Source organism: Aneurinibacillus uraniidurans (genome assembly GCF_028471905.1).
GTDB classification, from domain to species: domain Bacteria; phylum Bacillota; class Bacilli; order Aneurinibacillales; family Aneurinibacillaceae; genus Aneurinibacillus; species Aneurinibacillus uraniidurans.
Genome location: NZ_CP116902.1, coordinates 640,042 through 652,898, shown reverse-complemented (window position 1 = coordinate 652,898; position 12,857 = coordinate 640,042). Strand labels below are relative to the sequence as shown.

Below are 12,857 nucleotides of genomic sequence, written 5' to 3'. Positions count from 1 at the left end.
AAAAGAGTGCGCATTGTACTTTTTTTCACTATACTGCCCCGTATGAGCAGCAGCATACGTGAATTAAAGTGGTAAATCGTCGATAAATGTTCACATTTTTATCATAATTCGGTTTCTACGTTTTTGCAAGTGAAAATATGCACAATAGGAACCTATTTATGAATCGATTGTAAGACGAATGATAATTATTAGTCAACTACAAATTATTCGTATTTTTTATACACACTCTTTTCAGCCCACTATCTCCCAGATATAATAAGAAAAGAACTACTAAAAGTTCTATAATCTGGAGGTGCCAAGTATGGGTCTTACAAGAGATGAAAAAGTGTATGACATTACCATCGTAGGCGGTGGCCCGGCAGGACTATTCACTGCATTTTACGCTGGTATGCGCCAATCAAGTTGCAAGATCATTGAAAGTATGCCACAGCTCGGCGGGCAACTATCTGCACTATATCCGGAAAAGTACATTTATGACGTAGCTGGCTTTCCTAAAATCCGGGCACAGGAATTGATCGACCGTCTAAAAGAACAAATGGGCCAATTCGAAACAACAGCCTGCCTTGAAGAAAAAGTCATGAATGTTGAGAAGAAAACAGACGACCTGTTTGAGATTACAACTGACAAAGGCGTGCACCTCTCCCGTACCATCATCATTACAGCTGGTGTTGGCGCATTTGAACCACGTAGACTGGAAGTAGAAGGCGCACAGCAGTTTGAAAAAGCAAACCTGCATTACTTTGTAGACGATTTGAATAAATTTGCTGGACAAAAAGTAGTTGTATTCGGCGGCGGCGATTCTGCTGTAGACTGGGCCCTTATGCTTGAGCCAATCGCAGAAAAAGTAACCATTGTCCACCGTCGCGACAAGTTCCGTGCCCATGAGCACAGTGTCGAAAATTTAATGAACTCAAAAGTTAACGTGCTCACTCCGTACGAACCTCATGCACTTGAAGGCACAAATAAAATTGAAAAAGTTATCCTGCGCAACAGCCAAACAGAAGAACTTGTGACTGAAAATGTAGACGCTGTCATTGTAAATTTTGGATTTATTTCCTCTCTTGGTCCAATTAAGAGCTGGGGTCTCGAATTCGATAAGGGAGCGATCAGCGCTAACTCCCGCATGGAAACAAACATCCCAGGCATCTATGCTGCCGGTGATATTGCTACATATCCAGGCAAAATCAAACTGATCGCAGTTGGCTTCGGGGAAGCTCCGACTGCCGTGAACAACGCGAAATCATATATGGATCCGGAAGCACGTGTGCAGCCGGCTCACAGCTCCAGCATGAAGCTGTAGCATCCTCTATCCCGCCCTTTTTTCAGGCGGGATTTTTTGTTTCGTATAAAAGGATAGCCTGGAGGGACCTTAAGAAAAAAGGATGTGATTACATGACACGCACTGCAATTTCTGCGGTCTACAAATTACTCATCATTGCTGTAACAGTCGGAATTCCCCTCCTGCTATACTTTGGAAGTGGCAGTACAGCCGGCTTACTTGCAGCCGTGCTTTCGTTTGGCGTTCTAGCTAGCTATGCCCTGTATGCTGACCTGCTCAACCGACGCGGTTAGCTGCTTGATCTTGAAAGGAGGAATAGAGTTGTCCATGTGTCCCATTTGCAATGGTTTTTCGCATCTTGATGCACACTGCCCTTCCTGTGGACATCGAATGGAAGACGCCGGAAAACTCGAGGCATTGTATGGCCCGTACAGTCCGTATAATGAATGGGGAGATGTGTCTATGACGAACGGATATCTTGATCAACTGCATCATGAATGTATGCACATCTCAAGCTGTCCACACTGCGGGCTGCAAAAAGCAATGGCTGTTCCAGAAATACGCTCTTCTCATCTCTAAAAATAAAAAGCCGCACTCCATATGTGTTTATACACGCGTAATCTGTCGATAAATCGTGTATAAAACTCATACGGTGCGGCTTTTTTTATTCTTTAACCCTTTTAGCCTGTGCATAGCGCATATTTACATCGTCCCAGTTTACGACATTCCACCACGCTTTTATATAATCAGCACGCTTGCTTTGATATTTCAAGTAGTAAGCATGTTCCCATACATCAAGGACAAGCAAAGGAATGACACCTTGCTGAGTTAAGTTTTGGTGTTTCTCGGCCTGCAAAATTTCCAGACGTCCCGCCTGCGGACTCCAAACAAGCATCGCCCAGCCTGACCCTTCTACTTTTTCGGCTGCCGCGGAAAACTGCGCCTTGAACTTATCGAAACTGCCAAATGATTTTTTAATTTCACTGGCGATCGGACCGGATGCTTCTCCGCCTCCCGCAGGCTTCATATTCTGCCAGAAGATTGTATGTAAGTAGTGCCCGGACCCGTTAAAAGCTGCCTCGCGCTCCCAATGCTTAATAAGAGCGTAGTCGCCGGTCTCACGCGCCTTCTGCATTTCTTTTTCCGCCTTATTGAGGCCATCCACATACGCCTTGTGGTGAATGTCATGATGCAGGTGCATTGTTTGCTCATCAATATATGGTTCCAGTGCGTTATAGGCATATGGCAGTGGTGGAAGTTTATGCTCGCCAATCGGTACCATCTGCACCCTACTCATTTCCCCTGTCGGAGCAGCTGCCTGTTCGTTTGGATTGGCTGCGTATGCTGAGCTGCATATAAGCATCGTTCCGAAAACTGTTGTATAAAAAAGTTTTTTCATAAATCAATCCTCCGTATGTAAACTGGCCCTAATCCAGCTACCGGGCACAGCCCATAGTATGCGTCCGGCCTGGTGATTTTATACGGATTTGTCACGATAAATAATTCCCAGCCTGATCGAAACACTATACAGAAAAAAGGAGAGTCCACCGTGAAGAAGACCCTGCTTACTACACTGCTTACGGCCAGCATCCTTGCCGTTCCAACGATCTCAAGCCATGCGCAAAATACCGGAAAACCTGTTCTCAGCTTTCCGGTCATTAGCGATATCCATATTCAAGCTCCTCAACCAAAAACCCAGCAAAAATTTGCTGCCGCCCTGCAAGATTTGCGCAACGTAAATCCGGCAGCGGATGCGCTTATTATAAATGGTGACTTAACAGACGGGGAACCAGCGGATTACCAGAAGCTCAAAGAAACACTCCAGCACAATCCACATCCACCGCGCGTCTACTATACAATCGGCAATCATGAATTTTTTAAAGCCTGGCATAACAAAAACCGGGTACGGTCTGCTGCTACGTTCCCAAATGGAGAAACCGACCATGCTTCCATCGCACGTTTCTTATCTCTAACAGGAGAAAAAAGCGTATACCATGCCAAAGTGATAAAAGGCTATACGTTTGTTTTCCTCGGCTCCGAGCAATATCGCCAATCCAACCCTAACAACTTAGAAGACGCATATTTATCAAAAAAACAACTGAACTGGCTGGAACAAACGCTTACCAAAGCCTCTCAAACAGGAAAACCGATTTTCGTCTTCCTGCATCAGCCGCTTCCGCGTACCGTATCAGGGACATATACGTGCTGTACAAACAATCGTGCTGTTATACAGCATGCAGAGCTGAAAGATATTTTGAACCGTTTCCCGGAAGTCATTCTATTTACCGGGCATACACACTGGGAGTTAAAGCTGCCGAAAACGTTTGTACAGGATAATTTTACGATGGTGAATACAAGCTCAGTGGTACAACCGTGGACTGACAATGGACAACCCGGTGGTGGGACTCCGGTAAAAGGAGAAGCTAGTGAGGGACTTGTCGTGAATGTATATCCAGACAAAGTGGAGATTAAAGGTCGTAGTTTTACGAAGAAAAGCTGGATTTCAGGGGCGCAGTTTACGGTTCCGATTTCTCACTAAAAATACAATCTTACCTAATCAAGTAAGCGGATTTTGAATTAACGTAGCAAAGGCAAATCTATGAAGGTGGCCATCAACCAATGTGGTTTGCCCTTTAACAAAGTGTATGTGTTTACCATTCCCGATAGGAATAGCAGGACCCGTAACGATTTTCACTTGGTGAAAGTGGCCGAAAAAGTCTGTATTCGTAGATATAACGTGAACATGGCTCCGCCCTCTTGGAATGGCTTGACCTGTAACGCCTGCAAAACGATGATTATGTCTGTCAATCCCCATTTCTGCCAACTTTACACTTCCTAAGAATTCGTGTGTGTGCCGCTGTGCTCGCCTTTGATTGGTTTTACCTGTAGATTTTCTGTTTACTTTAAACACTTTCTTCATCATGACATGCTCCTCCTTTGAATAAATTCTTATATCACTGTATGTTTGTTTTTTATTTTGGCTTGGATGACAAAGAAACAAAAAAGGTGCTGCAAGCAGAAAGTTCTCCCTCCTGCTTGCAGCACCTTTTCATTCACTATAAACTTTTTCTCTGTATGCCATAATGGACTGAATATACTCGCTCGTAAATTCTTGATTCTCTTCTACAAATGCTAGCGGTGTAATATCTTTTCCACAAGAGGGACATATCCATTCTCCGCCTTCAAAACCTAGCGATATCTGCAAACAAAAACAGCACATTTTCTTTTTTATCATTTCCTACCTCCCCCTACTTAATAATAAGCACCGGTATCTTGGATTGATTAGCTAGATTATGACTTACACTCCCTAATGACAACGAATTGTAATCCGATAATCCTCGACACCCTATAAGAACAAGGTCTATTTCATGAGTATCACAATACTCACAAAGACACTGTGCAATCGATTCTCCTTGTAAAATTTCAGATATTTTTATTGCTTCCATATCATTTACATAGCCCAAATTTTTTTCTAATAATTCGGTCGCCTGATCGATTAATTTATGTTTTATTTCAGGATACACATCAATAACATGTCTATAATTTGGAATGACATGAACAAGATGTAGTTCCTCAACATTTTTAAAAGCATTCGTAGTAATAAACTCAAATGATTTTTTTGTGAATAGAGACTCATCAACTGCAATTAAAATCTTCATTACCTATTCTCCCTTGATAAGACTAACCTTGTAAAACCTGATGGCTATACTCAAAAACGATCGTGCGATTCCGTCCGCTATTTTTAGCTTCGTATAAACATTCATCTGCCTGTTCGATTACTGTCGTAATTTCGGATGCACAATCAGGGTAAGAAGAAACTCCAGCCGAAATGGTCACAACCTCACCACATGGGCTAGTACTCGATTCCATGTTCATCCGTAATCGTTCAGCTGCCTTAAAAGCCTCCATTTTCTCAGTATGAGGAAGCAAAATGACAAACTCTTCTCCTCCAAAGCGACAGCATATATCACTTTCTCGTGAAGCTTCCTTCATCTGACAGGCTAAAAATTTTAAAACTTCATCTCCAATAGAGTGCCCATATGTATCATTCACCCTCTTGAAGCGATCTATATCTAATAGAATTAATGAAAAAGGGACATCTTTTTCTACCCAATTCTTCATTTTTTCATCCATCGTCCGACGATTCGTAAGTTTTGTTAGCGGATCTGTTGTCGATTCATACATAAAATAGTTAACCCTATTATGGAGAAAGACCAGGCTGTGAAGGAGTGACTTTTTTAGTTGAATTACTTCATAGTACCACGCCGCCACGTTTTCTATATGTTTTGCTTGACTATTTTCAGTACTGTTTTCGGTATAATGCGCTAGTTGATGTAAGGGTTGTGCAATTCTCCTTGAAATCCACCAGATAATAAGTAGAGATAGAATTAAGAAAGGAAGGGATTGTTGTACCATTTCTTTAAGCATTTCTGTAGCAGGTGTCAACGCCTTATCCACTGGACGTTGAGAAACGATTCCCCAGTCAGCAATTGGAATATACGAATATCCAGCTAGCATGTCTTGTTTTTTCGTATTGATAACCTGTTCCGCTCCACTTTTTCCTTGCATAAGCTTTTGAACAACAGGGTTATCTACTACAACATCATTAACTCTCTGGGGATTTTGATGATAAACTACGCGTCCATCTCCATCGACTACATATACATAGGAACCATCTTGATAAAAATGTTCACCTAAAAGAGTGTTTAATATATTCTTTTCCTTTAAATACAAGGTTCCTCCTACTAATCCAAGGTAGTTTCCTTTTTTATCGAAAATAGGATGTGAAATAAAGATAAGGAGCCGGCCCGTAATAGCAGTGTATGGCTTGGAGATTAATGTTTTTTTCTCTTTTAACGCTTGCTTCCCACCAGGGGATGCTAGCATTTTATCTTTTAATTGTAAAGATTGTGGAGAGGTAGCTAAAATTTTTCCTTTTGCGTCTGTGATGACGATGGAATTAAACGTATTGGTTTGCTCTTTTAAACGGTTCGCCTCATGAAGAAGCTTCTGTTCATCGTTTTGCATAGAAGGAGCAATATCCATAGCACTGAATCGTAAAGTTTGAAGAGTAGCTTTAAAAAATGTATCTGTTGTTTCGGCAAGCTTTTGAGCATATACACGATTGGTTTCTAAATTATTTGCAATTAGCGTTTGTTTATCAGTATGATAGCCACTCCACAAACTACTAACGAGAGTCAAAACACACGACAAAAGGGCGACAAATATAATTAAATGTCGCAAAGACAATTTCATTTTTTTCATTATAATTTCTCCTATTCTTGATTCAGTAATATTGTCCTATCAAATTATATCGTAAAATTAACAAAAAATTCTAAATAACCATTCTAATCTGGTAAATATATTCAATTTTTAAAGTATTGTATCACATCACATACTATTAGCAAGTATGAATTCTATTATTTGTAAAATCATGAAGTAACTGTTCAACTTTTCACTAAATCTCCCTTGATTCCCAAACATTAAAAAGGTAATATTACCTAGTAATAATGAACTATATCATTAGTATAACAAAAAAGTGGAGACAATGAATATTCATCTGTAATATGGGCACTTGGATGAATAAGAGTCAATAGTGCACCCAACCATCTTCTTTGTAGATTTATTATTTTTATGGAGGAAGGGGATGTTCTTTTGTTTGACTACATATACAGACTTTTTCAATTAAAGACAATCAAAAGTCGACTACAGTTTTGGGGGATTTTCTTTGTATTTCTTATTGGAATTTCAAGTCTCATTCCAACTTTTTTCATAATAAGTCGCGGCATAAAAGCAGACCAAATGAATTACCTAGAACAAACCGTTTCCCTACAAAGCACAGCTATCGAAAATTGGTTCAATGAACGTTCTTCATACATCAGGACCATTTCGAATATTAACGAAATAAGAAGCCTGGACAGAGAAAGAATGAAAAACATTTTAACTTCCGCAGTTAATCTGCAAAGTGAATTTGATATGTTGGCATACATTAATAAAAACGGTTTTATAGAAATAGATTCAAGCAAAAGCGGAGCAAAAATAAAAAATCAAGCTAGTATTAATTTATCGGACCGCGATTACTTTCAAGAAGGAAAAAAAGGAAAAGAATTTGTCAGTGACGTTATCATTACCCGTGCAACCGGCAGACCTTCTATTATCGTTTCTTGTCCTGTTATTGACTCTCAGCAACAGTTCCAAGGGGTTATCGTCGGGGTTGTAGAGCCTCACACAATTGAAAAAATTATGGAGAGAATGCGCTTCGGAAAAACAGGAGAAACCTATTTAGTCAATCGGGAAGGAGTTATGATAACTGAATCAAGGTTTATAGCCGATCTTATAAAGTATGGGATGGTAGCCAGTACAGCAAGATTGAATTTAAAAGTCCATACAGAGATTGTACAAAAAGCTCAAGCTAACCTCCCGGTAGTTCGCCCCTATTCTAATTATAGAGGAGTGGAGTCACTTGGGGCTTATCATTGGACACAGAATGGGAAGTGGCTAGTCATCGCTGAAGTAGATCAAGCGGAGATGCTTAACTCCCTTTACAGTTCGATGTTCATTATCATCATGAGTATCCTATGTGTAGTTGCTTTTGTTTTATACATCGTACTAAAGGTATCCCATCATATGGAACGTCCTCTACAGTTTATTTTGAACGGAGTACAACTTATCCAAAAAAGCAACTATAAACATCGAATTGATGTCAAAGAGGTGGCACCACGGGCTATTGAGTTTCAAGAGGTTTGCAGCGCCTTTAATTTAATGGCTGAAACAGTTGAGACTACCATTAATGGGCTAGAAGATAGTGAAGAACGGTATCGAACGCTTATCGAAACATCCCCACATACCGTTTTGGTCCATAGTGAAGGCAAGATTGTTTTCATGAATCAGGAAGGATCTCTCTTGTTTGGAGCAGCCCATCCTGAAGAATTGATAGGAAAAGATGTTATGAGTTTAGTTCATCCAGATTCTTTCCTTCAAGTTAAAGAACGAGTCTTTTCTTCTTATGAAAATAAGAAGCATGCAGAATTGTTGGAGGAAAAATTGCTTCGACTAGATGGAACGATCATATATACAGAAACTGTGGCAAATCCGATAACGTATAACGGAAATCCAGGCACCTTGGTTATCGTACGGGATATTACAGAACGGAAAAAGATCGAAAAGGCACTACAGGATAGTGAAGAGAAATTCCGTTTGCTCGCGGAAACATCCGGGGATATGATTACGATTCATAACGTGGAAGGTGAGTATTTATATGTTTCACCAGCATGCCATCGATTACTTCAGTATGAAATGGACAGCTTGTTAGGAAAAAGTGCATATCTGCTTATTCACCCTGACGATCTCGAATATGTACACAATGCCTTTCTTACCCTTCAACATATGAACTACACCTCTTCTACCTATCGTATTCGCCAAAAAATCGGGGAATATGTGTGGTTTGAGACAAATCTAGCAGCCATTCGAACGATAGAAGGCACGCTAGAAAAAATTGTAGCCGTATCTCGTGACATTACAGAACGAAAGCTTTTGGAACAACAGCTTCAGGAAGCTAATCATCGTCTTGAAATGCTCTCCTGGCGCGATGGACTTACTGGTATTGCTAACCGAAGATTTTTTGATGAAAAATTAGAATCGGAATGGAAGCGTGCTGCGCGAAGCTCCACTCCTCTCTCGTTGATTATGATTGATATTGATCATTTCAAATTGTATAACGATACGTATGGACATCAGGGTGGAGACGACTGTTTAAAAAAGGTGGCTGAGACTCTAGCCTCGGTTCCGAATCGCTCGGGAGATGTTGTGGCCCGTTATGGTGGTGAGGAGTTCGCTGTTATTCTCCCTCAAACCGATAATGCAGACGCCCTAAAAATAGCGGAAAAACTCAGGAAAGCGATCGCATCTTTGGAAATCCCTCATGTTTCATCAAAAGTAGCAGATATTGTCACGGTAAGTGTGGGACTAGCTACCATGCACCCAACACCATTCTCTAATCCTGCTGAAGTTATTTCTTTAGCAGATAAAGCCTTATATTATGCGAAAGAATCAGGACGTAACCAGGTACAAAACTTCCATGAAGCAATCGTATCCTGAGAACTCTTCAAATTTTAAGAAGCGACCTTTATCTGGTCGCTTCTTTCTTTATTAACGCCAAAACAAAACACCTCCTATAAATGGATAATTTCGTATCCAAAAACAGGAGATGTTATTAACAATCCTTATTACGCTATTGTTCAAAAACGATCGTTTTTGGAACGGAGAAAATATCCGAATGTCTGTTCATACGTTGTTGTTTGAAATAATAAGTTTGAGGTTATTCCAATAACAAACATATTATAATAGTAAAATATCCATCGTATAGAATTTCAAAACCTTGATAATGGAGTGGAATCAGAATGAAAGAATTGGTATTGGCACTGATAACCGGGCTTGTTGTAGGAGCCGTTTTTAAATTGTTAAAATTACCGCTTCCAGCCCCACCTGTTTTACCAGGAATATTGGGTATAGTCGGTATCTATCTAGGCGGTATCATCGTACAACGATTAATTGATTGGTTCAAATAATACAAACGTAACCCCCTGAGTTTCGAAAGCCTTGTCCGGTCGGAGGCTCTTGCAGATGCAAACAAATGAACTCATCCCCCATAATGTTCTGAAATCAGAACAAACCGGAAAAGATTCAGATTCGATATTTTAGCTATATCGATCATATTCGAGCATGATACGAATTTTTCTCTTCTATAAGTAATGCCTTGAAATAGCGCCATGTATTGGAGTAGTCAGCGTGAATTCATTCTCGTATACCCTCTCCAATTTTCGCGGATATAAAATAATCAAAAGCGGCCTGCAACTCCAGCAGCTTTGCCTCAAATGCTTCAACATTCGCTGCTGTACAGGCGACTTATTCCGCTTCTTAATAGTTCGTAACCCTGCCATAACACAAAAAGCACCTCCCAACGTATTTGGAAATACGTCAAGAGGTGCTATACATGGTGTCTTTTTTCACTTTATCGAGAGTGACGTATATAACCCGTAACAGGTCAAATACGTAACCCTCCGTTCTAAACTGGCGTACATTGTACGACTCACTAACGAGCCGAAAAATCTAGCAATCGCCCGGCGTACCCGCTTCTTCTTTCGTACGGAACGAAGAACCGCAGCCGCATGATGCGCTTGCGTTCGGGTTATCAATCGTGAACCCTCCGCCCATCATGGATTCTTTAAAATCAATCGTCACACCTTCAAGATAGCGAATACTATCCTTATCCACCACAACTTTTACGTCATGCAATTCAAAGCTTACATCGTCATCATGCGCTTCATCATCAAAACCCATTCCATATGAAAACCCGCTACACCCACCTGGACGAACACCCACACGCAGGAAAAGCTGGTCATTATTTTCGCTTTCAATCATTTCGTGAATCTTGCGAGCTGCACTTTCCGTAAGGTTAATCATGGAATCATTTCCCTCCTCATCGGACATATCGTCCTCTTTCTATAGTATACCCCACCTTTTCTTCTCCCTCAAGGTTTACAACGTTTCTATACAAAAATGTATACATACTTTCTTACTTCCTGCTTTTCCAGCTTCGTGTCTTGTTGGATTCGTGAATTACTTCTATAATTGAAAAGAATGCAAACTTATACATGAGTACGGAAGCACTCTCCAAGCATCATACGAGGAGGAAGAAAATAATGAGTACCTTTACCCAACCTTTTATTCAGGATCAGTCGCTATTTCCGATCATTGAAAAAGTCGAAGCCGGTGAACGCCTGTCGCTTGAAGACGGCATGACCCTATATAATTCGAACGATCTGTTAACAATCGGTCAGCTTGCCAATATGGTTAACATGCGCAAGAATGGCAACAACGTTTACTTTATCGAAAACATGTACATCAATCCAACAAACGTGTGTGAAGCGCACTGTGCATTCTGCGGCTTCCGTCGTGAGCCAGGCGAAGAAGGCGCATACACCATGAGTACCGATGATCTGCTTGAATATGTAGCAAAAGGCTACACGCCAACTACACGCGAATTCCATATCGTAGGCGGACACAACCATACTGTGCCGTTTGACTATTATCTCGATACAATTCGCACGCTTAAAAAACATTATCCAGATGTGACGATCAAAGCGTACACCGGCGCTGAAATCGTTTTCTTCGCACGAATCGCTGGACTAACAGAAGAAGAAGTGCTCAAAGAACTCGTAAAAGCTGGTCTCGATACACTTCCAGGCGGCGGTGCGGAGATTCTAACAGAAGAATACCGTGCGAAAATGAGCCCAGAAAAAGCAAGCACAGACGAATGGCTGAATGTACACCGTCTTGCACACAATCTCGGCATGAAAACACATGCAACGATGCTGTATGGTTCCATCGAAAAGCTGGAAGAACGTCTCATTCATATGATGCGTTTGCGTGAGCTGCAGGATGATACAAACGGATTCATGGTCTTTATCCCGCTTGCGATTCAACCAAAGACAGTAACAGCTTCCATCAAGCGCCGCACATCCGCGTTTGACGATATGAAAACAATGGCGATCAGCCGCCTGATGCTCGATAACTTCCCTCACGTGAAAGCGTACTGGATTAACATCGGGACACAACTGACCCAAATGGCAGTTAACTTCGGTTCATCTGACATTCACGGTACACTCGTGGAAGAACGCATCAGCCATGCAGTAGGTGCCCTGACTCAGTCCGGCCTTACCCGCGACGAGCTTGTCTGGCTTATTAAAGGAGCTGGCAAACAGCCGATTGAACGTGATACGTTCTACAATATTATTAAAGAATATTAATAACTGCTATAAGAAAGAGGCTAGCCCAAAGGTAACTTCGGGCCAGCCTCTTTCTTTATAGTTTTATAAAACCGTAACTGTATAGAGGAAAGAAGGTGAATAAAGTCGAATATATTTCTTCTGTATTTACAGAATCAGGAGGAAGAAAAATGGCGTTAGAGAAAAAACTGCGCATTGCTCAAATGATAGTAAGTGTTGTTGTCCTAGTTATGTCCACCATAAATCTGCTATCTAGCCCAGAACATAATTACATACCAGTGGAACTTATATCATTTTTTCTTGGGATATCAATGACAATCCAGGGCATCATGCTAATAGGTAAGAAAGAGCAAAAATGGCTGGTCGTTTTTTCTTTTGTAGTTGCAGCTGTTTCTTTCTATGCTGCATGGTCAATATTTTTTACTAGAGTAAGGTAGTTTGTGCCAATAAAAAAGAGGCTGGCCCACAGATAACTTCGGGACAGCCTCTTTCTACATTAGTCACTGGAATGGTTAAAATCCAAGCTTTTTCCACTCTTCATCTTCTTTTTTACGCGCTATAATGTGCGTACGAATCGCTGCAAGCAGCTCTTCTCCGGTATCCGCCGCAATCAGTGTACCATTGACAAGCGCATACGGCTGGACAAAACATTGCCCACAATTGCCCAGACACCCGTATTCCAGCACATCAACGTCCGGGTCTTCTTCCAGTACCTTCTTTGCCAGCTCAGAACCAATTCCTAAGTTACTGGCACAAAACTCCACCATCGGGCGCATCGCTTCTCACCCTAT

The 12,857-nt window shown here is 41.2% G+C and carries 14 protein-coding genes, 1 pseudogene and 1 riboswitch; of the genes and pseudogenes, 8 read left to right on the top strand and 7 right to left on the bottom strand.

Annotation, left to right across the window (positions count from 1 at the left end):
• The first annotated feature begins 301 nt into the window (after window positions 1-301).
• The 3 genes from PO771_RS03360 (at window position 302) to PO771_RS03350 (ending at window position 1,858) form a co-directional block, all read left to right on the top strand.
• Window positions 302-1,300: an NAD(P)/FAD-dependent oxidoreductase gene (locus PO771_RS03360; protein WP_272561868.1), complete on the top strand. Its 999-nt coding sequence runs from the start codon at window positions 302-304 to the stop codon at window positions 1,298-1,300.
• 92 nt (window positions 1,301-1,392) lie between these two features.
• Window positions 1,393-1,572: a hypothetical protein gene (locus tag PO771_RS03355; protein WP_272561867.1), complete on the top strand. Its 180-nt coding sequence runs from the start codon at window positions 1,393-1,395 to the stop codon at window positions 1,570-1,572.
• Window positions 1,573-1,600: 28 nt separating this feature from the next.
• Entirely contained in the window at window positions 1,601-1,858 is a 258-nt protein-coding gene (locus tag PO771_RS03350; RefSeq protein WP_422664977.1) for a hypothetical protein, read from the top strand.
• A gap of 85 nt (window positions 1,859-1,943) precedes the next feature.
• Here PO771_RS03350 and PO771_RS03345 read toward each other — a convergent pair.
• Window positions 1,944-2,564 (bottom strand): annotated as a pseudogene (locus PO771_RS03345) (superoxide dismutase); the annotation flags it as partial.
• Between the two features lie 264 nt (window positions 2,565-2,828).
• Here PO771_RS03345 and PO771_RS03340 point away from each other — a divergent pair.
• A complete protein-coding gene (locus PO771_RS03340) occupies window positions 2,829-3,818 on the top strand; it encodes a metallophosphoesterase family protein (RefSeq protein ID WP_272561866.1) in 990 nt (329 codons plus the stop codon).
• A gap of 18 nt (window positions 3,819-3,836) precedes the next feature.
• Here PO771_RS03340 and PO771_RS03335 read toward each other — a convergent pair whose 3' ends face one another.
• The 4 genes from PO771_RS03335 to PO771_RS03320 all read right to left on the bottom strand — a co-directional run bounded on the left by PO771_RS03335 (window position 3,837) and on the right by PO771_RS03320 (window position 6,544).
• Window positions 3,837-4,199, bottom strand: coding sequence for a YmaF family protein (locus PO771_RS03335; protein WP_272563091.1), 363 nt, complete (start codon window positions 4,197-4,199; stop codon window positions 3,837-3,839).
• A 129-nt stretch (window positions 4,200-4,328) separates the two neighbouring features.
• On the bottom strand, window positions 4,329-4,514 hold the full coding sequence (locus PO771_RS03330; RefSeq protein ID WP_272561865.1) for a hypothetical protein: 186 nt from the start codon (window positions 4,512-4,514) through the stop codon (window positions 4,329-4,331).
• A gap of 13 nt (window positions 4,515-4,527) precedes the next feature.
• Entirely contained in the window at window positions 4,528-4,938 is a 411-nt protein-coding gene (locus PO771_RS03325) for a universal stress protein (RefSeq protein WP_272561864.1), read from the bottom strand.
• A gap of 22 nt (window positions 4,939-4,960) precedes the next feature.
• Window positions 4,961-6,544 carry a sensor domain-containing diguanylate cyclase gene (locus PO771_RS03320; protein ID WP_272561863.1) on the bottom strand — a complete coding sequence of 528 codons (1,584 nt, stop codon included), beginning with the start codon at window positions 6,542-6,544 and terminating at the stop codon, window positions 4,961-4,963.
• A 268-nt stretch (window positions 6,545-6,812) separates the two neighbouring features.
• Window positions 6,813-6,896, top strand: a riboswitch (cyclic di-GMP riboswitch).
• Between the two features lie 38 nt (window positions 6,897-6,934).
• On the opposite strand from PO771_RS03320, the gene PO771_RS03315 reads away from it, so the two are divergent.
• The gene (locus PO771_RS03315; RefSeq protein WP_272561862.1) at window positions 6,935-9,376 is read left to right on the top strand and encodes a sensor domain-containing diguanylate cyclase; all 2,442 of its coding nucleotides are present in this window, start codon (window positions 6,935-6,937) and stop codon (window positions 9,374-9,376) included.
• A 302-nt stretch (window positions 9,377-9,678) separates the two neighbouring features.
• Window positions 9,679-9,846, top strand: a complete 168-nt coding sequence (locus PO771_RS03310) for a XapX domain-containing protein (RefSeq protein ID WP_272561861.1) — start codon at window positions 9,679-9,681, stop codon at window positions 9,844-9,846.
• Window positions 9,847-10,387: 541 nt separating this feature from the next.
• On the opposite strand, the gene erpA is transcribed toward PO771_RS03310, so the two are convergent.
• Window positions 10,388-10,741: an iron-sulfur cluster insertion protein ErpA gene (gene erpA, locus PO771_RS03305; RefSeq protein WP_272561860.1), complete on the bottom strand. Its 354-nt coding sequence runs from the start codon at window positions 10,739-10,741 to the stop codon at window positions 10,388-10,390.
• Window positions 10,742-10,980: 239 nt separating this feature from the next.
• On the opposite strand from erpA, the gene mqnE reads away from it, so the two are divergent.
• Complete coding sequence (mqnE, locus tag PO771_RS03300; protein ID WP_272561859.1) at window positions 10,981-12,087, top strand: aminofutalosine synthase MqnE; 1,107 nt, start codon at window positions 10,981-10,983, stop codon at window positions 12,085-12,087.
• Between the two features lie 95 nt (window positions 12,088-12,182).
• On the top strand, window positions 12,183-12,503 hold the full coding sequence (locus PO771_RS03295; protein WP_272561858.1) for a hypothetical protein: 321 nt from the start codon (window positions 12,183-12,185) through the stop codon (window positions 12,501-12,503).
• Window positions 12,504-12,578: 75 nt separating this feature from the next.
• Here PO771_RS03295 and PO771_RS03290 read toward each other — a convergent pair whose 3' ends face one another.
• Entirely contained in the window at window positions 12,579-12,842 is a 264-nt protein-coding gene (locus tag PO771_RS03290; RefSeq protein ID WP_272561857.1) for a YuzB family protein, read from the bottom strand.
• Window positions 12,843-12,857 lie beyond the last annotated feature (15 nt).

Bases quoted from the DNA above. Each gene is read 5' to 3' on its own strand.
- erpA (WP_272561860.1), bottom strand. From the start codon at position 10,741: ATGATTAACCTTACGGAAAGTGCAGCTCGCAAGATTCACGAAATGATT.
- PO771_RS03330 (WP_272561865.1), bottom strand. From the start codon at position 4,514: ATGATAAAAAAGAAAATGTGCTGTTTTTGTTTGCAGATATCGCTAGGT.
- PO771_RS03320 (WP_272561863.1), bottom strand. From the start codon at position 6,544: ATGAAAAAAATGAAATTGTCTTTGCGACATTTAATTATATTTGTCGCC.
- mqnE (WP_272561859.1), top strand. From the start codon at position 10,981: ATGAGTACCTTTACCCAACCTTTTATTCAGGATCAGTCGCTATTTCCG.
- PO771_RS03325 (WP_272561864.1), bottom strand. From the start codon at position 4,938: ATGAAGATTTTAATTGCAGTTGATGAGTCTCTATTCACAAAAAAATCA.
- PO771_RS03290 (WP_272561857.1), bottom strand. From the start codon at position 12,842: ATGCGCCCGATGGTGGAGTTTTGTGCCAGTAACTTAGGAATTGGTTCT.
- PO771_RS03335 (WP_272563091.1), bottom strand. From the start codon at position 4,199: ATGAAGAAAGTGTTTAAAGTAAACAGAAAATCTACAGGTAAAACCAAT.
- PO771_RS03355 (WP_272561867.1), top strand. From the start codon at position 1,393: ATGACACGCACTGCAATTTCTGCGGTCTACAAATTACTCATCATTGCT.
- PO771_RS03310 (WP_272561861.1), top strand. From the start codon at position 9,679: ATGAAAGAATTGGTATTGGCACTGATAACCGGGCTTGTTGTAGGAGCC.
- PO771_RS03360 (WP_272561868.1), top strand. From the start codon at position 302: ATGGGTCTTACAAGAGATGAAAAAGTGTATGACATTACCATCGTAGGC.